Consider the following 19,766-nt stretch of genomic DNA (forward strand, 5'->3'; position numbering starts at 1 on the left):
GTTCCTCGCCCCTCTCGCACAGACCTCTGGGAGTCCTCCGTGTCCCTTCGCATGCCCCGCGTCCGTCGTGCGCGTCTGAGCCTGTTCACGGCCGGCACCGCCTCACTGGCACTGCTCACCACCGCCTGCGGCGGTGGCGGCGGCGCCGGATCCTCTGCCGCGCCCAAGGAGTTCAGCTACCTGAGCGTCACCGAGAACACCACCGTCAAGACCGCCCTGACCACGCTGTCCAAGGGGGCGTGCAAGTCGGCGAACGACGCGCTGCCACTGAAGGTGGAGACCGTCCCGCAGGCGAGCCTGGACCAGAAGCTGCAGCTGCTGGCCGGCCAGGACGCCCTGCCGGTGCAGTTCGCTGCGGGCAACGCGCCTGCGCTGACGCAGCAGTTGGCGAAGTCGGGCAAGGTCGCCGACCTGGAGAAGGAGCTCAAGGCCCTCGGTGTCCTCGACCAGTTGGAGCCTGCCGCCGTCTCCACGATCAAGGCGCTGTACGGCGGCAAGGTCGAGGTGCTGCCGTACGAGTACAACATCGAGGGCATCTTCTACAACAAGAAGCTCTTCCAGGAGAACGGCATAGCCGTGCCGGGCACCTGGGACGAGCTGGTGGCGGGCGCTGCGAAGCTGGACGCCAAGAACATCCAGCCCTTCTCCGCTTCCGGTCAGCAGGGGTGGCCCATCACCCGCCTGGTGAGCACCTACCTCTACCGCAGCCTGGGTCCCGACGCCCTCCAGAAGGTCGCCGACGGCAAGGCGAAGCTCACCGACCCGGAGTACGTGAAGGCGGCGGAAGAGGTCGCAGCCCTGGGCGAGAAGGGGTACTTCGGCAAGGGCGTCGGCTCGATCGACTACGACACCGCGATGAACCAGTTCCTCAACGGCAAGGCCGCCATGTTCTACATGGGCAGCTGGGCGCTGGCCAACGTCTCCGACGCGAAGCAGAACAAGGTGGGTGCGGAGAACGTCGGCTTCATGCCCTTCCCCGCCGTCGCCGGCGGCAAGGGTTCCATCGACCAGTACCCCTCCAACGTCGGTCTCGGCATCACCCTCGGCGCGAAGTCCTTCGACAAGAAGACCGGCGCGTGGGCGTCCTGCATCGCCGACAACTACGGCAGCACCGCGCTCGAGGACCACGGCTCGATCTCCGGCTTCAAGGTGAACACCGAGGTGAAGGACGCCAACGAGGTCACCACTCAGGTCCGCGACACGATCAGCACGTCCAAGCAGAACGTCCTGTGGTTCGAGGCCCTGTTCAGCACCAAGGCCACCACCGTGAGCCAGACCAACGCCGCCGGCCTGGTGGCCGGGAGCATGAAGCCCGAGCAGTTCATGCAGACCGTCCAGGACGCGCTGGCCGCCCAGTGATCAACCGGGGGCGGCCCGTCGGCCTCCTCGCGCCATGTGCGTGGGCCGCCCCCGGTTCCGTTCGGCAGTTTCTTCAACGGAAGCGAAGTGGACACCATCCATGCACCGCGTACTCGGTGACCGCAGGGCCATCGCAATCCTTCTCGGTCCCGCCCTTCTGGTCTACTCATTGATCATGCTGGTCCCGATCGTGTGGTCGCTCGGGTATTCCTTCACCAAGGGCAACACCATCGACGGCTTCACCGGAAACGGGGTCGCGAATTTCTCCCGCCTTCTCGATGACCCGTCCGTTCATGAATCCCTCTGGTTCACCCTCACATACGCCGCCGTCGTCACGGTGGGACAGGTCGTCGCCGGCTATCTGCTGGCCCTGCTGTACGTCTTCTTCCTGAAGAAGTCCTCCGCGCTGATCAGGACGCTGGCGTTCTTCCCGGTCGTGCTGCCCACGGTCGCCGTGGGCCTGCTCTTCCAGAAGTTCTTCCAGGTCGCTCCGCAGACAGGACCGGTCAATTCGCTGCTCAACGCGGTCGGACTCGAATCCATCGATTTCTTCGGCAGTGCGGGAAGCGCGTTCTGGGTCCTCATCGTCATGGACATCTGGCGCTCCATGGGCTTCTACGCCGTCCTGCTCTTCGCGGGCTTGGTGGACATTCCGGACGAGGTCCTGGAATCGGCCCGCCTGGACGGCGCTTCGGGGCTGAGGCTGATCCGGCACATCGTGCTGCCGCTGTCCCTGCCGGTGTTGATGTCGTCACTGATCTTCAGCATCAACGGCACCCTGAAGGTGTTCGACTCCGTCGTCGCCTTGACCAACGGTGGCCCCGGCAACGGCACCACGCCCCTGACCTTGTACATGTTCCAGACGTCGTTCACCTACAGCGACTACGGCTACGGCAGCACCATCGCCCTGCTGCTGACCGTGGTGTGCCTGCTGGTGAGCCTTGTCGTCTACCGCGTCTCGCGTCGCGACATCACGGAGGGCTGAACGCCATGGCCATCGACACACCTGTGAAGACCGCCGCGGACCGCCGGCCGTCCGGTACCACCGGGTCGCCCCGCAGAGCCCGGCCGTCGCGCCGCCCGTGGGTGAAGATCGTCGTCACCCTGCTGCTGGTCGTCGAGATCTATCCGCTGATCTGGATGTTCCTGACGTCCCTGAAGTCCAACGACGACTACCTGAACAACTCCACCTGGAGCCTGCCGACGACGTGGGAGTGGGGCAACTACTCGGAGGCCTGGACCACCGGCCACCTGGGCCTGTACGTCCAGAACAGTCTGCTCGCCGTCCTGCCCGCCCTGGCGCTCATGCTGCTCCTGGGAACGGCCGCGGGATTCGCCCTGCAGATCATGGTGTGGAAGGGCCGCAGCCTCACCCTTCTCGTCTTCCTGGCGGGCATGATGGTGCCCCCGCAGATGATCCTCCTGCCGCTGTTCACCGTGTACTTCCAGGCCGGTCTGTCCGGCACCCTGTGGCCGCTGGTCCTCACCTACACCGGCACCGGCCTGCCGCTGACCGTCTTCATGATGGCCACGTACTACCGCACCGTCCCCCGCGAACTCTTCGAGGCCGCCACCATCGACGGCGCCGGCATCCTGCGCGCCTTCTGGACCATCAGCGTGCCCCTGGTCCGCAACGCCCTGCTCACGGTCGGCCTGGTGCAGTTCTTCTTCATCTGGAACGACCTGCTCATCGCGCTGACCTTCACCAACAACCAGGACCTGCGCACCATCCAGGTCGGCCTGCTCAACTTCACCGGTGACTTCGGCGCCACCCAGTACGGGCCCTTGTTCGCCGCCATCTGCATCAACGTCTTCGGCACCCTCCTGATCTATCTCTTCCTCAACCAGAAGGTCATGAAGGGCCTCACCTCGGGAGCGGTCAAGGGCTGAGCCACGCCCGCGACCCCGCTCGCCCTGCTCCCGTGCACGTGACGAAAGGCTTTCCTTGCTCCCCCCTCAGCCCTCACCGGTGTCCTTCGAGCATCTCCCGGACGCTCTCGGCATCGGCGTTCCCTCCCCCCGACTGACCTGGAGGCTGCCGGCAGGCGGCCGTTCCCAGGAGGCGTACGAGCTCGAACTCACCCGCGGCGGACGCGTCGAGCGCACCGGCCGTCTCGCCGGCCGGGACCAGGTGCTCGTCGCCTGGCCCGGCGCACCGCTGACCTCACGCGAGCGCGTAACCGTCCGTGTCCGCGTCTGGACGGACGACGCCGATGCCCCCTCGGACTGGAGCGGACCGAGTGTGGCCGAAGCGGGCCTGCTCGACGCGGCCGACTGGCACGCGGTCCCGGTCGGAGCGACCTGGGACGAGGACCCGGAAGCAGACCGCCGCCCGGCGCGTGTCCGCAAGGACTTCCATCTCGACCGGCCCGTCACGCGCGCCCGCCTCTACATCACGGCGCACGGCCTGTACGAGGCCGAGATCAACGGGCGACGGGTCGGCGACGAGACCCTCGCCCCTGGCTGGACGGTCTACCCGCACCGCCTGCGCTACCGCACCCACGACGTCACCGGCCACCTCACCGAAGGCGCCAACACCATCGGTGCCTGGCTCGGCGACGGCTGGTACCGCGGCAAGTACGGCTTCGACGGCGGAACCCGCAACATCTACGGCACCGACCAGTCCCTCATCGCCCAGCTCGAGGTGACGTACGAGGACGGCACCACGGCCTCGTTCGCCACGGACGGCACCTGGAGTGCCGCCCCCGGACCGATCCTGACCAGCGGCCTCTACGAGGGCGAGACGTTCGACGCCCGGCTGCACGACCCCGGCTGGGCCACTCCGCCCGGTGCGGTTGCGGGGGAATGGGCCCCCGTGCGCACCAACAGCCGTGACCTCGGCACCCTCGTCGCCCCGACGGGCCCACCGGTGCGCTGCACCGAGGAGATCGCACCCGTCGAGGTGACCCGCACCGGCGACGACCGTCACCTGCTCGACTTCGGCCAGAACCTCGTCGGCCGCCTCCGCGTCACACTCGACGGCCCGGCCGGCACCGCCGTCACCCTCCGGCACGCCGAGGTCCTTGAGGAGGGCGAACTCGCCACGCGGCCGCTGCGCGAGGCGTACGCCACCGACACCCTGATCCTCTCCGGCCGGGGCCCGCTCACCTGGGAACCGCGCTTCACCCTCCACGGCTTCCGTTACGCCGAAGTCAGCGGCTGGCCGGCGGACCTGACGGCCGACATGGTGACGGCCCGGGTGTACCACACCGACATGCGGCGAACCGGCTGGTTCGAGTGCAGCGATCCGCTGGTCAACCGTCTGCACGAGAACGTCGTGTGGAGCATGCGCGGCAACTTCGTCGACATCCCCACCGACTGCCCCCAGCGCGACGAACGCCTCGGCTGGACGGGCGACATCCAGGTCTTCGCCCCCACCGCCGGCTTCCTCTACGACTGCGCGGGCATGCTCGACTCCTGGCTCACCGACGTCGGTCTCGAGCAGCTGCCCGACGGCACGATCCCCTGGTACGTACCCGTCATCCCGGGCGAGCCCATGTGGACGCCGATCCACCCGGGGGCCGCATGGGGAGACGTGGCCACCCTCACCCCCTGGACTCTCCACCAGAGGTCCGGAGACCTCGACCTGCTCCGCCGCCACTACCCGATGGCCAAGAAGTGGGTCGACCTCGTCGAAAACCTCGCCGGCCCGACCCGACTGTGGGACACCGGCTTCCAGCTGGGGGACTGGCTCGACCCGGCCGCCCCGCCCGACGACCCGGCCGCGGGCCGCACCGACCGCTATCTCGTCGCCACCGCCTACTTCGCCCACTCCGCCCGTCACCTCGCCCTGACGGCAGCGGCGCTGGGGAACGACACGGATGCCGAGCGGTACGGCGCACTCGCCGACGAGGTGGCCGAAGCCTTCCGCCACCGGTACGTCCTCCCCTCGGGCCGCATGACGAGCGACAGCCCCACCGCCTACGCCGTCGCGCTCGCCTTCGGCCTGCTGACCCCGTCGCAGAGGCAGCCGGCCGGAGACCGACTGGCCGAGCTGGTCGTCGAGGACGACGCCCGCATCGCCACCGGCTTCGTCGGCACCCCGCTGATCTGTGACGCGCTCACCGACACCGGGCACCTCGACATCGCCTACCGCCTGCTCCTGCAGACCGGATGCCCGTCCTGGCTGTACACCGTGACCATGGGTGCCACGACGATCTGGGAACGCTGGGACAGCCTCCGGCCCGACGGCTCCCTCAACCCCGGGGGCATGACGTCGTTCAACCACTACGCCCTCGGAGCCGTCGCGGACTGGCTCCACCGTGTGGTCGGCGGCATCACCGCCGCGGCCCCCGGATACCGGAAGATCACCTTCCGGCCGCGCCCCGGCGGCGGCATCACATCGGCCCGCACCCGGCACGAAACCCCCTACGGAACGGTGTCCATCTCCTGGGAGCAGACCGCCACGGGGCTGACGGCCGACGTCGTCGTACCGGAGGGCTGTGAGGCGACCGCAGATCTGCCCGGCTGCCCGCCGGTCGCCCTGGGACCAGGCGAGCATGTCCTCGACACGGCGAAACTCGCCATGAAGGCTGCCTGAAAAAAACCCCTCGCACATCAGCTGCAGAAAGCCCGGCGCATGCTCGCATGCGCCGGGCTCTGCCATGCCCAAGGTTCGTCGGACTCTCCGGTATTCGTCGCGTCGATGCTTGCCATCCAGTGCGCTGATAAAGGGCGGTGTCGTGAAGCCTTTCAATTGAAATTTCAGATCGATTTTTCAAGTGAAAGGGGATGTCTCGGCGGTTGCGGTATTTCATTGAGGTACATGCTTCCCGAGGGTTGACCTGAAGCTGCGGGAGGCCATAGTTTCCCCTTTGCCAGCTGAAACGGTTCACGACCGGCCGGTCGCCGGACACCGCAATTGGTGCCGTGGGAAGCGGCGGCAATTGTCTCCGAAGAGCTGCAAAATGCGTTTCGCCGACAAGGGATGTTCGTAAGAAATCCTCCTCGAGCTGGGGCCGGCCGAGCACCTGACCGCTCGGTCGGCCCCGCCCTCGACGGTGGCCCGTCGCGCGGTTGGCCGCTTCGTCCGGGCCGTCCGGGAGAACCGCTCCCGTCGGATAGCCCGGCATCCCAGCTGCACCGCACATCGCAACCTCCCCTTCTCCCGCACGGAGCCCGTCATGAGAACCTCCCGCCGCGTCCTTGTCTCCGTCATGGTCACGAGCCTCGCCATGAGCCTGAGCGCGTGCGGTGGGTCCGGCGCGGCAGCCACCGACGCACTGAAGATCACCGCCAACATCACCGACCGCTCAGCCATGGAGACTGTCGTGGCGGCCTTCGGGCGGGAGAATCCGCAGGTGAAGGTCGACGTGACCTACGCCGACACCGACCGTCTCCAGAGCACCCTCCCCGCCCGACTGGCCTCGGGCACGGCGCCTGACGTCTTCACCGTCTGGCCCGGATACGGCAATCCCGCCGCTCTGCGGACGCTGGAGCCCGCCGGCCGACTCGCCGATCTGTCCGGTCTGAAGTTCGCGCGCAGGGTCCCGGAGGACACCAAGTGGGTGACCCGGGTCGGGGACGCCACCTATGCCGTCCCGGCCAACTACAGCGGTATCGGTGCGATCTACAGCAAGAAGGCCATGCGTGACATAGGCGGGACCGCCCCACAGACGTGGGACGAGCTGCTGCAGCTGTGCGACAAGGCGAAGGCCGGCGGCAAGGTGCTGTTCGCGCTCGGCATCGAGACACCGTGGGTGACCCAGCTCGCCGACTACGCGCTGGCCGCCACCACGGTCTACGCCGTCCATCCCGAGTTCGCGACGGAGATGGGCAGCGGCCGGGCCACCTTCGCCGAGTCCGGCTGGAGAACAGCGTTGGAGAAGTACGTCGAGCTCGACGAGCGGGGCTGCTTCAGCAGTGATCCCTTGAGGACGAGCTACGAGACGTCCGTCCAGGACGTCGCCGAAGGCAGGGCGGTGGGTTTCATACAGGTCGCCAGCAGCATCTCGGCCATCACCGCGGCAGCTCCGGAACTGCAACTGGCCATGTTCGCCCTGCCCGCGACCAACAACGCGGCACAGACCCACATGCCCGGCGCCGTGTCGGCCGCCTACGGAGTCAACGCCGACAGTGACAACAAGGAGTCGGCCATGAAGTTCGCCGAGTTCCTCGGGTCCGACACCGGCCAGAACCTCTACAACCAGGACAGCGGCACCCTGCCTGCCATCCCCAACGACCACTTCACCGCCGACCCCGTCCTCCGGGAACTGGTCGCGCATCAGAAAGCCGGCACCACCGTGCCCTTCATGGATCAGCTGTGGCCCGACCCGCAGGTCCAGCAGGAGCACTTCACCCAGATCCAGAACCTGTTCTCCGGACGCACTGATGTCGACGGCGTCCTTGCCGCCCTCGATGACGCCTACCAGGAGGGATGAGCCGCAGGTGCCGTGCCCGGGCGGCGCGCGCCGGTGAGCGACCCCTGAACCCTGCACAGCGCAGCGTCCCGCTGCTCGCGCCTACCGAGGCGCTGTTCTGTCCTGCCCCCGATTCCTCATGGAAGAGCCGCCATGAATCGTCGTACGTTCCTCTCAGCCGCCGTTCTCACCGCTCTGGCCTCCGGCATCGCACCAGCCGCCGCAGCGCCCCGCCGCATCGCGAGTGCGGCCCCGGACAGCAGGGCCGTCGCCCTCCTGGCCAGGATGACCGCCGCACAGAAGGAGGCCCTCGTCCGCTGCGACTTCGCCGCTCTCAGCTCCCTCGGTATTCCGGCCCTGACCATGGTGGACGCCTCAGCCGGACTGCGCGGGGAGACCGGCGTCACCGCGTTCCCCGTCCCCCTCGCGCAGGCCGCCACGTTCGATGCCGACCTCGCCGGCCGGCTCGGCCAGGCGCTGGGCGCCGAAGGGCGCGCCAAGGGTTACAACAACCTCCTGGGCCCCACCGTCGACACCGCCCGCACCTGGCACTTCGGCCGGCAGGCCGAGAGCATGGGGGAGGACCCGTTCCTCTCCGGCACCCTCGGCGCGGCGCTCACCCGGCGCATCCAGGAACAACACGTCGTCGCCACCGTCAAGCACTTCAGCGCCTACACCCAGGAGGTCAACCGCTTCTTCGTCGACGCGCAGATCTCCGACCGGGCACTGCACGAGATCTACCACGCGGCCTTCGAGCGCATCATCGCCGCCGCACCCGTCACCTCGGTGATGATGGCCTACCCGAAGATCAACGGAACGTTCGCCACCCAGAGTCCCGCGCTGTTCGACGACCTCAAGAAGACCATCGGCCTCGAGGGCTACACCGTCCCCGACTTCTGGGCCGGCGACGACCCCGTAGGAGCCGTGAAGGCAGGCATGGACCTCGGCGGACTCGGCCCCGGTGGCGTGAAGATACCTGCCGGCGGCCTCACCGACGGCAGCGTCCCCGCGGCCCGCCTGGACGACGCCGTCCTGCGCATCCTCAACACCATGTATGTCAACGGCCTGTTCGACCACCCCGTGCCGGCACCTGCCGCGAACGTCAGTACACAGGGACACAAGGACCTCGCCCACGAACTCGCCGTCAACTCCACGGTCCTGCTCACCAACCGCAGCGGCGCCCTCCCACTGAGCTCCACCGTCAAGTCGCTCGCCGTGATCGGCCCGGCCCAGGACACGGCCCTGACAGGAGTATCCGGCTCCACCTACGTCGACCCCGGCACCTGGACCACCCCTCTGGCGGCCATCAAGGACCGGGCCGGCAGCGGGGTCACCGTCACCTACCGGCAGGGAACCGTCGGAGACATCCCCCTCACCGCCGTCCCGGAGACGGTGCTGCGCACGGCTTCCGGAGCGACGGGGCTGACCGGCAGCTTCTACGCCGCGGCCCAGCCGTCCGGCACTCCCGTCGCCACACAGGTCAGTGCCGGCATCGACTTCACCAGTGCGCCCGTGGCCGGTCTGCCCGCCGTGTGGTCGGCCCGCTGGAGCGGCACCCTCACCCCGACCACCACGGGCCCGCACCGTTTCTCGCTGCTTCCCGCAGGCACCACCAAGCTCGTCATCGACGGCAGGACGGTCATCTCCGGCACCCGCCACAGCCGCCGGTTCTTCCTCGGGCCGTACGACTATCCGCTCCAGGGCACCATCGACCTCACGGCCGGGAAGCCGGTCAGCATCAGCGTCGAGTACAGCAACACCACGGCCGACACCGGCACCTGCGGTCTCACGCTCGGCTGGCAGCCGAAGTCCCTCATACCCGACGCGGTCGCCGCAGCGCGGACCAGCGACGCCGCCGTCGTCATCGTCAACCGGGTCGCGGGCGAGGACATGGACCACGGCTCCCTCGGTCTGCCGGGCGACCAGGACGAACTCATCGCCCAGGTCGCAGCGGCCAACTCCCGCACCGTCGTCGTCCTGAACACCGACGGCCCCGTCGCCATGCCGTGGATCAACGATGTCGAAGCGGTCGTCCAGCTCTGGTACGCCGGGCGCGCCACGGGCACCGCGTTGGCAGCCGTCCTCTTCGGGGACGCAGACCCTTCGGGCCGTCTTCCGGTCACCTTCCCCGTCACGGCGTCCCAGGGACCCGGCGCCACACAGGCCACCTACCCGGGCAACGGCCCCACGGTCTCCCACAGCGAGGGTCACCTGGTCGGCTACCGCTACTACGACGCCATGAACCAGAGCCCGTTGTTCCCCTTCGGGCACGGCCTGTCCTACACCACCTTCAGCCTCGGCTCCTTGGAAGCGTCCTACAGCACAGCGACCAAGACGCTGACCGCCACCCTCAACCTCACCAACTCCGGATCCCGAAAAGGCACTGAAGTCGTGCAGCTCTACGCGGCCCTGCCTGCCGGCGCCCAGGCCGAGCCTCGGCGACTGATCGGCTTCCGCAAGGTCGAGCTCGCCCCCGGTGCAAGCACCCGGATCACCTTCAGCGTCTCTGCCCGCGACCTGTCGGTGTGGACCGGTGGCGCCTGGAAACTCACCCCCGGCTCGTACACCGTCCACGCCGGCCGGTCCTCACGCAGCCTGTCCGTGCAGCGCCTCGTCACCGTCAGCTGAGCCCGGAGAACCCTGCCGCGGGCGACGGACTCCGCAGAGGCACAAACCCGTCCGGATCCTGACGGCGGGTCCTGCCGGTGAGCGTCACGTCGGCCTTCACGTCCATTCTCGTCGTGAGGGCCGGCGTCGTGCCGGACGGGTTACGCGTGACCACTCGGAATGTCTGGCCGCGGCCGCGTACGACATTGCCCGGTCACGGCGGCCACGGGGGACGCGCCTGCGCAACGGCCGCTCCCGGAGGGCTGAGCGGCGGGGCGCGGTACGGGTGGACGGAAGGCCGTTCAGGCGCGCGAGTTGCGGAGCGCGGGGTGCTGCCTGGTCACCGGTCAGATCATCGCGATGCTCGCCGTGCGAAACTGAGAGCCATGACGCCTTCGACGGTCCGTGGACTGGACCTGCCCACCCGGCTGCTGTCTCTCATGGAACGTGGCCTGTGGCGTCACCCGGGCGATGCCGAGCTGATGGAGATCATTCCCTGGTTCGAGGACGAGCTCGACTTCCTGTCGGGGCCGGAACGGATGGAACGACAGTCCCGCTCGATGGACATGTTCGCCGACGACCCGCACAGCGACTTCTTCCGTGAGGCACGCGGGACCCGATCCCCCGCTCCGCTCGAACTGCCGTGGCTGGACGTCGAACAGGCGGTGCTGATCGCCGTCAACCGCGTCCCTGGTCATGACTGCGGCCTGGCGCTCGACTACCGCACCGATCCGTCGGATCCTCGTGTGGTGGGCAGTGACTTCTGGTCGGACCCCGTGCTCTGCGAATGGCGGGTCGTGGCGCCGACGTTCTCGGCCTTCGCCACGAGCCTGGGCATGTGACCCCGGGAGGCGAGCGCCGATGCCTTCGGGATGAGCGTGCGCCCCACCGAGGTGAGGCGCATCGTCGGAGTGCAGCGCTTCCGGCCGGGCGGCCCCGTCCCCGCCCCCTGCCCCGACTGCCTGCCGCCTGGACCCGGGCCGGCCGCGTCGCCCCGTCAGGATCACCGGCAGCGTCCCCAGGCCGAGACATGCGGAGCCCTCGCCAGATCGACTCGTCCGGCTCCACGGCGGACAGACGGCGGCCGACCTCCCGGGGCGCAGTGCCTGGACCGTGTGGCGACCGCTCCGGCGCGGTCCACGACGAGCACCGGGACCAGCCGGGCGTGGACCGGGTTCCTCTCCGCCGTACGCCGGACTCGTCCGCCCGGTCCCCGACGCATCGTCCGGGCGGGCGACCGGGGCCTGCGGTTCGTCCGTTTTCTCCTGTGGCGCGCGTAGGCTTCCGACGCCGATCAACCGTCATGAAAGGGGAATACCGTGGCATCTCGCCTCAACCCGTACCTCAGCTTCGCCGGTGACGCACGGCAGGCCATGGAGTTCTACAAGACCGTCCTGGGTGGTGACCTGACACTCCACACCTTCGGTGACATGGGGGGAGGCGCCGGGCAGAGCGACAAGATCATGCACGGCACGCTCGAGACCCCCGCCGGGTTCACGCTGATGGGTGCGGACAATCCGCCGGGGACGGAGCACCAGGCCGGGAACAATTTCGCGGTCAGTCTGAGCGGCGACGACCCCGACGAGTTGCGCGGCTACTGGGAGAGGCTGAGCGACGGCGGCAACGTGTCCGTGCCCCTGGAGAAGCAGATGTGGGGCGATGTGTTCGGGATGTGCACGGACAGGTTCGGCATCGCGTGGATGGTCAACATCAGCGGTCAGCAGGCCTGATGCGGCCGGCGGTGTGCGGGTGGGCGCGCCGGCGGGCCGCCCCCGCGCACCCATGGAGCGGGTGGCCGCCTCCGGGGCGTACGGCCGGCCGCCGATGGGCGGGAGCGAGCCCATGGCGTGGTCTGCGTGGTCCACGCGGGGAAATCGGTCGCGCCCCCGCCACGTGGGCGGTTGACTTGCGTCCGGGCGCGACGAGATGGAGCGCCACGGCGGGAGGGCGCACATGGAGACCGAGGGACCACGGACCGACCGGCTGGGTGTGCTCCTCCACCAGTTCGACCAGGCCAGGGAGATGGCCCACGTGCGTCTGAAGGGACTCGGTGACGCGGAGTACCTCTGGGAGCCGGCGCCCGGTTCATGGTCCGTCCGGCGCCGTGACGAGGCGCTCACGCCACGGGCGTACGGGCCGGGGGAGTGGGTGATCGACAAGGGAGCCGCCGACATCCCGGCGAACGAGTACGCCGAGATCGCGCGGCAGGCCGCCGGTGGTATGACGGTCGCCAAGATCGCCGAGGACTGGAGCGTGAGCGTCGAGCGGGTCGAGCAGGTCCTTGCCCACACGGGGGAGCCGGAGCCCGATGAAGTGCCGCTCACCACCATCGCGTGGCGGCTGGGGCACCTCCACTCGTGCTTCGCAGGCCAATGGGAGTGGACCTTCGGCGAACGACGGCACGACCCGCACCTGCTCGTCGACTTCACCCCCTCCGCCGCCCTGGAACTCGACCGGTTCTGGGCACTTGTCGACCGCTGGCGCGAAAGCGTGGGCACCGTCACCGAGGAACAGCTCGACACGGTCGGCTTCTCGCAGTACCCCTACGGCTCCGATCCCGACGACCCCTTCATCACGGTGCTTGCGGGGGCCAACCTCGAATTCATCCACCACATGGCCGAGATCGCGCTCCTGCGCGACCTGTGGCGGGCCCGCTCCGGGGCCCGGAGGTAGTCGCGTCAGGCGCCGTACGGGCTGACGTCTCCCGGTGGAGGTGAGCCGGAGGCGTGTGAGGCGACGGAGTCACTGTCGCCTTCGCCGTGCGGCGCGCTCCGGCGCCCGATCGGCGGGCCCGCCCCGCATCGCCCTGCCTGGCGAGGCGAGCGGCCCGGCCGCCGGTGTGTTCGAGGACGCTCGTGCTCAGTTACGGATGAGGAGGACGAGTCCCGCGGACACCGCTCCGAGAGCCACGGCGGCCACCCCGTATCCGAGACGGTGTGCGCGCAGCCCCGGCAGGAAGCGGTCCACTGCGAGCCGGCCGGGCCCGGTGAGTGCCAGCGCGGCCGCGCCCGCCGCCAGCAGGATCTCGTACTCGACGCCTTCAGGGGCGAAGAAGCCACCGCCCCACTTCACCGCGAGCGCGTTGATCATCGTGCCGAAGACGGCGGCGCCTGCGAGCGGAGTGAGCAGCCCGAGGGCGAGGGTGAGCCCGCCGAGGGTCTCGCTCAGCCCCGCGATGAGCGCCATCGTCTCGCCGGCCGGATAGCCGCTCATCTCGAAGAACTGCCCGGTGCCTTCGAGCCCGCCGCCACCGAACCAGCCGAAGAGCTTCTGCACGCCGTGTGCGGCGACGGTCAGGCCGAGGGCCAGGCGCAGCAGCAGCAGACCGCCGTCGTAGGCGTGGGGCGAGGTGCTGTCGAGCTGTGCGGTGCCGGAGGACGGGTCGGTCGTTCGCAGGGTGGCAGTCATGCGCGCAGGTCTCTCTGTAGCGGACGGGGAAAGCTTGAATGTTCAAGCTATTCGTCGAACGTACCAGACTGCGTGAAACTTCAACAAAACCTTCCGCGTCCCGTCGGTCGTGACACGCGACCTCCTCCCGTCCGGGTAGCTGCCCCCCCCCAGTCGTCCGGAGGAGGTGACAGCCGCCGTCAGACCGTGGCGGCCGGGGGTACCCACCGGCGCGTGCGGGGCACCGCGGCCGGGACGTCGTAGTCCTTGCGGAGCTGCTCGGGGATGGCGTAGTGCATGACACGCCCACGGGTGAGCGACGACAGCTCGAAGAGAGTGGTCAGATGGCCGATCCGGTCCAGCGCCCAGGCGCCCAGGGGTGAGCGGTCCTCGACGGACTCCATCACGCCGAGGAGATGCGGCACGGCGCGGACGACGGTGTCCCACGTGGTCCTCGGGACCTGTAGCCAGTCGGCGCAGGTGTCTCCGACGAGATGGCGGATCAGCGCGGAGACGACCGGGTCGAAGAAGGTCCCGGGAACGACCTCCTCGTAGAGGTCGATGAGCTGGCGGGTCAGGTGCGCGCCCTCCGGGGAGGGACCCATGTGCCGGACCATGTACAGGTCGAGGAACTGCCTGGCCTCGTCGAGGTTCTTCGGTACCGCGTCCTGGTCGACACCGAGCATCGCGCCGACCACACGCCAGGCGTAGTAGTAGGCGTCGGCGCCCTCTGCCGACATGTGGACGCCGAGGCGATGCAGACTGTCCAGCACGAGGAGCGAGAAGAACATCTGGCCGCCGATCATGTCCTCCTGGCAGATCGGCGTACCGAGTGCTTCGGTGTCCCAGTGACCGTCGCGCTCCAGGTGGTGGCGGATGGAGGCGTGCAGGAGCCGTACCTTCTGTGCCGCCGGGATGAAGCGGCTGCCGGCCTCGAACGCGTCCGGCTGCATCAGATGGACGGTGAACTGGCCCGTCTCCGCCATCCGCTTCGAGGGGTACGCGAGCCCGTGGGAGGCCGACAGCAGCTTCGCCACGTGGGGGACGACGTAGCAGGCGGGCATGGAGGCGAAGGACAGAGCGGTGGCGATGTGCACGTTGTTGTCGGTGAAGAAGAGCCGGGCCCTCTCCATCTCGTCCCAGTCCACCCAGTCCGGCGGTGCGGCCGTCGTCCGCAGGTACTCCCGCGCGACGTCGGGCAGGCCGTCCGGCAGCGGAGCGCCGGCGGTCGAGACATGGCGCATCAGGGTGTTGAACTTTCCCACCTCCCCTCGCTCGAAGAGCGCGGCGACGGTGGCGTCCGCGAGCTCGTCGCCGCTTCGGCGCAGGGCGTTCGCCGATGCCTCGGTGTAGGTCATGTCAGGCTCCTTCTGCAGCGCGATGATCGGAAGAGGCTGGGCAGGACAGTGGGTGGTACGCGGCCGTGCACGGGCGGGGGCGGGCCGGCGGTGCGTACGCGTCAGCCCACGGTCGGGACGCGCGTCCTGCGCGGGTGAGGACGGGCCGGCAGGTGCGCACATCCGCGCGCCGGTCAGGACGTACGGGCTGTCACCGAATGCGCCAGGGTGGTCAGGGCCTCGGCCGCGGGCGCGGGTATGTTCAGCCCCTGCAGAGCGCCGAGGGCATCCGCCGTGCGCGCGGCGATCATGTCCTCCACGCGGCCGGGCGCGCCGAGGCGGAGCATCACCTCGCGTACGGCGTGCAGACCGTCCTCGTCCATGCCGCGCCGGCCCAGCAGCCTGCGCAACTGCCGTCGCTCGTCCGCGCCGGCCGCCCGCCAGGTCTCGGCGAGCAGCGCGGTCGGCCGGGTGCCGCACAGATCGTCGGTCCCGGCCTTACCGGTGCGTTCGGGGCTTCCGAACAGGCCGAGGAGATCGTCCCGCAGCTGGAACGCCTCGCCCAGCGGAACCCCGTACGCAGAGAAGCCCTCGCGCAGCCGATCCCCGGCGCCGGCCAGCGCGCCACCGATCAGCAAGGGATGCTCGACGGTGTACTTGGCGGTCTTGTACCGGATCACCTTCAGCGAGTCCGCGGTGTCGGGCTTCGTGCCGGTGCGCAGGATCTCCAGGCACTCACCCGCGATCAGCTCCCGCGCCAGCACCGACCACAGCGGCCGGGCCCGCGCGAGATACGCCGCGGGCAGACCGCTGGTGGCGAACAGCTCTCCGGCCAGGCCCATCAGCAGGTCGCCGACCAGCATGGCCAGCGACCCGGCGGCAGCCGCCGCTCGCGGCCGCCGCCGGACGGCATCGCGCAGCGCGACGTGCGCGGTGGGCCGGCCGTGGCGCAGCGCACTGTCGTCGATGAGGTCGTCGTGCACCACCGCGGCGGCGTGCACCAGTTCCATGGACGCCGCGGCCCGTACCAGCGCGTGACTGTCGGGCTGCCCCACCGCGCGCCAGCCCCAGTAGCAGAAGGCCGCCCGCAGCCGTTTCCCGTCCGCCACCGCCAGCTCCAGCTGCTCGGCGACCGGTCCCAGGGCCGGATCGATGGCGGTGAACCGCTCGGCCTCCTCGGAGACGAACAGGCGCAGTACGTCGTCGACGCGGGCCTTGAACGCGGCCGGCTCCCACCGGTCAGACGCCATCGGCTGCCCGCCGGTCCATGGCTTCCCGGGCGAGGATCTCCAGATGGGCCGGGGGAGGAGTGGCGTACCGGTCCAGCACCAGGCGCCCACGAGCCATCAGGTCCTGCTCCGCCTCGGCCGCCAGTTCGCCGGCGTCCGACCGGCGGAGCAATCCCCGTAACGCGCCCAGTGCCGAACCCGCCGTGCTCACCGCGAGATCCGCCAACCCGGCCACCAGCAGCACCGCCTGCCCGTCCGGGCCCCCGGGCTTCCGTGATTCCTGCGTCATGCCGTCTCCCCGCACCCCACGCACATCCGGACGGCGTCGGTCGAGCGCCGTCCTGCTCAGGATCGCGTCGCCCGGAGCACCGGAACGGAGGAAGTCACCATCGAGTGAGTGCCTCGTCCGGCCGTGCGGATCGCGGCGGAACCGCATCCCGGGCAGTCAAACGCCGAGGTGGCAGAACGGCCGGACGCCGAACCCGGTGGCTCCGATCGGCGGGCCGGAACCCGTGGCGGACGCCCCGGATCGCGCGCGGGCGAGAGCCCCCCGCCGGAGCGCGTGGGCGGGTACCGGCATCCGGGCCGGCGGGGTCAGGTGGCGGAGGAGGGACACGGCGGGGTCAGGTGGCGGAGGAGGGGCCCGGCGGGAGATGGACGGTCATGATCAGGTGGCAGGTGCCGGTGCCCGCGCCACGGTAGGTGTGCGAGGCGTCCCCGTCGAAGGTGGCGGTCTGGCCGGCCTCGACGGGGTGCTCCGAGCCGTCGACGATCAGGGTCATCCGGCCCGAGGTCACGCTGACGGTCTCGACGACGCCCGCCTGATGGGGGTGGCTCGGGTACTCCTCGCCCGGTTCGAGGCGCCAGCGCCATACCTCGGTGGGTGCCGAGCCCGAGGTCGTGAGCATGAGCCGGGCCTCGCTGCCCTGCTCACCTGTCCACAGCGGCATCACCGTCTCGGCGGACACCACGCGGACGTGGCCCTCGGTCCGCCCTTCCGTGAGGGCGGACACGGAGACGCCGAGGGTGTCGGCCAGCCGGACCAGGGTCGCGAAATTCGGGTTCCCCTGGGCCTTCTCCAGGGCGACAAGGGCGCCCTTGCTGACCTTGGCGCGCCGGCCGAGTTCGTCCAGGGAGAGGCCGGCGCGGGTGCGGGCTCCCCTCACGTTGTGTGCGAGCGCCCGCAGTGCTGCGTCGGTCTCGGCCATCCCCTCACCCTTCCTCGCATCGGAACACTTCAATGAACCATGCGGTCGTTCGGTTGACAACCGTCGGTCGGTCCACTGTATGGTTCAGTCGTTCCATTGCATAGTAAGGGATGTACCGTGATCGCTCTGCTGCTGGCCCTGGGCAGCTCTCTCGCCTACGGGTGCGCCGACTTCCTCGGCGGCCTCGGCGCTCGCAAGGCCCACGTCCTGCGCACCGTGATGATCGCCGCCCCGGCCTCCCTGGCGGTCGAGCTGCTGCTGTGGCCGTTCCTCGGTGCCTCCTTCGATGAGCAGACGCTGGCCTGGGGCGCCGCGTCGGGTGTCGCGTCGGCCGCGGCGTTCGCCCTGCTCTACAGGACCCTGGCCATCGGCCCGATGAACGTGCTCTCCCCGGTGACCGCGCTGGTCTCGGCGGTGCTGCCCGTCGGTGTGGGCCTGCTCCAGGGTGAGCACCTGGGAACAGCCGGGCTGATCGGTCTGCCCCTCGCCCTGGTGGCTGTGGTGCTGGTCAGCGCCGGACACGGCTCAGGTGCGCGACGGCCCTCCCGTACGGCGCTGCTGCTGGCCTTCGGTGCGGGAGCGGCAATCGCACTTCAGCTGATCTTCCTGCAGCAGGCCCCGTCCGGGAGCGGTGTCGGCCCGTTGATCGTGGGCCGGGCGGTCTCCTCGCTGGTCACTCTGACGGCGGCCGGCCTGATGTACCGCCGCCTCGGCTCGGAGAGACCCGCGTACGCGATGTCGGCGACCGCCGGCGTGCTGGACTCGGTGGCGAACCTGCTGTTCCTGCTTGCCGTCCGCAGCGGGGACCTCGCCGTCGTGGCCGTCGTGACGGCCCTCTATCCGGCAGGCACCGTTCTGCTCGCCCGTAGCGTGCTGGCCGAACGCATCCACCGGGGGCAGCTCATCGGGCTCGGCACCGCAGCAGCCGCTGTCAGCCTCCTGGCCCTCACCTGACGGCCCCCGACCCGACCCGGCCTCGGCCGCGAGGGGCGGCATGCGCAGCCCTGGCACACCGCTCTCGACGCAGCCGAACGACAGACCTGCATGCCGAGCACCACGACTTCGGAAAGCTGACCAAGCGTCAGCAGCTGCGGGCCGCGTCTCGGTCGCCTTCTTCGCACCGCCCCACGGCCAGGTGCTGTCCGGCATCCGCGGCCTGCCCCTGGACCGCATCGGCCCGGAAGCCCTGACACCGCCTTTCGCACGCACCTTTCGCACGCAACACCGAGGAGTAAAGACCTACATGACCACCTTCCGTATCGCACCCGACGTCACCAACGCCTTTCCCGGCACCCTCATCGCCGTGGTCACCGCCACCGGCCTGCGCGGCCAGGAACCCTGGCCCGGGACCGTCTCCGCCCTGGAGGACATGGAGAAGCAGCTCATCGACGGCATCTGGCAGCCCGCCGACGAGTCCGACCCCAGGATCGAGGCGTGGCACAACGCCTACCGGTCCTTCGGCACGAATCCCCGCCGCATCCGCCCCAGCGTCGACGCTCTCGGCCGCCGGTTCGCGAAGAAGGGGACCATGCCGCGGATCAACCCGGCCGTGGACTCCTACAACGCCGTCTCCGTACGGCACGGGCTGCCCGCCGGCGCGTTCGATCTGGACCACGTCAGCGGCGACGTCGACATCCGGTACGCCGACGGCACCGAGGAGTTCACCCCGCTCGGCGAACCCGACAGCATCGAGAACCCCAAGCCCGGCGAGATCATCTACACGGACACCGCCGGCGTCCTGACCCGTCACTGGAACCACCGGGACGCCCACCGCACCCGCGTCACCGAAGACTCCACCCATGTCGCCTTCCTCCTCGAAACCGTCCACGCCTCCCGCGACGGCCACCTCGTCGAGACCGCCGCGCACGACCTGCGGGGCCTTCTCGAACCGCACGCCGACGGGGTCGCCGTGCACTACCTGAGCCCGGACCCTTCCGGAACCAGGTGACCCCTGCGAGGCGGTCTCCCGTCATGGCCCGTGGACGGTCGGCCGACCGCACGGCGCCCGCGCCCGCCGCGAACATCGAGGGACCTCTTTCGCCCACGGGGTCATGAAAGGCTCCTGCTCGGGGAGCAGGAGCCTGCGCAGGACGATCAGGTGGGCACGCCCTGCGATCCGGGATCTGACGGCGAGTCCCGTTCTTCTCGCGATTGCCGCCGGCGAGAACCGACGACGAGACCCGCCGCCGTCGCTCCGAGGCGGTGATCCGTCACGACGATCGGCTCGGACCGCACAGTCGCTCCCGCCCGGCAGCGGCCTCGACTCCGTCGCGAGGGTGG

Annotated in this window: 16 protein-coding genes; 11 read left to right on the plus strand and 5 right to left on the minus strand. The window is 69.6% G+C overall.

Going from position 1 to position 19,766, the window contains the following annotated elements; translation table 11 throughout:
- Window positions 1–39 precede the first annotated feature (39 nt).
- The 9 genes from ACFYQ6_RS07940 (at window position 40) to ACFYQ6_RS07980 (ending at window position 12,998) form a co-directional block, all read left to right on the plus strand.
- The gene (locus ACFYQ6_RS07940; RefSeq protein WP_361572544.1) at window positions 40–1,359 is read left to right on the plus strand and encodes an extracellular solute-binding protein; all 1,320 of its coding nucleotides are present in this window, start codon (window positions 40–42) and stop codon (window positions 1,357–1,359) included.
- 100 nt (window positions 1,360–1,459) lie between these two features.
- Window positions 1,460–2,344, plus strand: a complete 885-nt coding sequence (locus tag ACFYQ6_RS07945) for a carbohydrate ABC transporter permease (protein WP_388761513.1) — start codon at window positions 1,460–1,462, stop codon at window positions 2,342–2,344.
- A gap of 5 nt (window positions 2,345–2,349) precedes the next feature.
- Entirely contained in the window at window positions 2,350–3,249 is a 900-nt protein-coding gene (locus ACFYQ6_RS07950; protein WP_388761516.1) for a carbohydrate ABC transporter permease, read from the plus strand.
- A 79-nt stretch (window positions 3,250–3,328) separates the two neighbouring features.
- The gene (locus tag ACFYQ6_RS07955) at window positions 3,329–5,899 is read left to right on the plus strand and encodes a family 78 glycoside hydrolase catalytic domain (protein ID WP_388761518.1); all 2,571 of its coding nucleotides are present in this window, start codon (window positions 3,329–3,331) and stop codon (window positions 5,897–5,899) included.
- 583 nt (window positions 5,900–6,482) lie between these two features.
- On the plus strand, window positions 6,483–7,739 hold the full coding sequence (locus ACFYQ6_RS07960; RefSeq protein WP_388761521.1) for an ABC transporter substrate-binding protein: 1,257 nt from the start codon (window positions 6,483–6,485) through the stop codon (window positions 7,737–7,739).
- Window positions 7,740–7,871: 132 nt separating this feature from the next.
- Window positions 7,872–10,346, plus strand: a complete 2,475-nt coding sequence (locus tag ACFYQ6_RS07965; RefSeq protein ID WP_388761524.1) for a glycoside hydrolase family 3 protein — start codon at window positions 7,872–7,874, stop codon at window positions 10,344–10,346.
- A 365-nt stretch (window positions 10,347–10,711) separates the two neighbouring features.
- Window positions 10,712–11,167: a hypothetical protein gene (locus ACFYQ6_RS07970; protein ID WP_388761527.1), complete on the plus strand. Its 456-nt coding sequence runs from the start codon at window positions 10,712–10,714 to the stop codon at window positions 11,165–11,167.
- 477 nt (window positions 11,168–11,644) lie between these two features.
- Window positions 11,645–12,055: a VOC family protein gene (locus ACFYQ6_RS07975; protein WP_361572530.1), complete on the plus strand. Its 411-nt coding sequence runs from the start codon at window positions 11,645–11,647 to the stop codon at window positions 12,053–12,055.
- A gap of 223 nt (window positions 12,056–12,278) precedes the next feature.
- The gene (locus ACFYQ6_RS07980; RefSeq protein WP_361572528.1) at window positions 12,279–12,998 is read left to right on the plus strand and encodes a DinB family protein; all 720 of its coding nucleotides are present in this window, start codon (window positions 12,279–12,281) and stop codon (window positions 12,996–12,998) included.
- Between the two features lie 186 nt (window positions 12,999–13,184).
- Here ACFYQ6_RS07980 and ACFYQ6_RS07985 read toward each other — a convergent pair whose 3' ends face one another.
- The 5 genes from ACFYQ6_RS07985 to ACFYQ6_RS08005 form a co-directional block, all read right to left on the minus strand.
- Window positions 13,185–13,733, minus strand: coding sequence for a DoxX family membrane protein (locus ACFYQ6_RS07985; protein ID WP_388761530.1), 549 nt, complete (start codon window positions 13,731–13,733; stop codon window positions 13,185–13,187).
- Window positions 13,734–13,912: 179 nt separating this feature from the next.
- Window positions 13,913–15,070, minus strand: coding sequence for an oxygenase MpaB family protein (locus ACFYQ6_RS07990; RefSeq protein WP_388761533.1), 1,158 nt, complete (start codon window positions 15,068–15,070; stop codon window positions 13,913–13,915).
- Window positions 15,071–15,243: 173 nt separating this feature from the next.
- Entirely contained in the window at window positions 15,244–16,299 is a 1,056-nt protein-coding gene (locus ACFYQ6_RS07995; RefSeq protein WP_388761536.1) for a polyprenyl synthetase family protein, read from the minus strand.
- Window positions 16,289–16,567 (minus strand): polyprenyl synthetase, encoded by a 279-nt coding sequence (locus tag ACFYQ6_RS08000; protein WP_361572521.1) that lies wholly within the window; start codon window positions 16,565–16,567, stop codon window positions 16,289–16,291. The genes ACFYQ6_RS07995 and ACFYQ6_RS08000 overlap by 11 nt, the downstream gene beginning before the upstream one ends.
- A gap of 334 nt (window positions 16,568–16,901) precedes the next feature.
- On the minus strand, window positions 16,902–17,486 hold the full coding sequence (locus ACFYQ6_RS08005) for an XRE family transcriptional regulator (RefSeq protein ID WP_361572518.1): 585 nt from the start codon (window positions 17,484–17,486) through the stop codon (window positions 16,902–16,904).
- A 117-nt stretch (window positions 17,487–17,603) separates the two neighbouring features.
- On the opposite strand from ACFYQ6_RS08005, the gene ACFYQ6_RS08010 reads away from it, so the two are divergent.
- Both ACFYQ6_RS08010 and ACFYQ6_RS08015 read left to right on the plus strand, forming a co-directional pair.
- The gene (locus ACFYQ6_RS08010; RefSeq protein ID WP_388761540.1) at window positions 17,604–18,440 is read left to right on the plus strand and encodes an EamA family transporter; all 837 of its coding nucleotides are present in this window, start codon (window positions 17,604–17,606) and stop codon (window positions 18,438–18,440) included.
- 289 nt (window positions 18,441–18,729) lie between these two features.
- Window positions 18,730–19,434, plus strand: coding sequence for a B3/4 domain-containing protein (locus ACFYQ6_RS08015; protein WP_388761543.1), 705 nt, complete (start codon window positions 18,730–18,732; stop codon window positions 19,432–19,434).
- The last annotated feature ends 332 nt before the right edge of the window (window positions 19,435–19,766 follow it).

Source organism: Streptomyces sp. NPDC005494 (genome assembly GCF_042872025.1).
GTDB lineage: Bacteria > Actinomycetota > Actinomycetes > Streptomycetales > Streptomycetaceae > Streptomyces.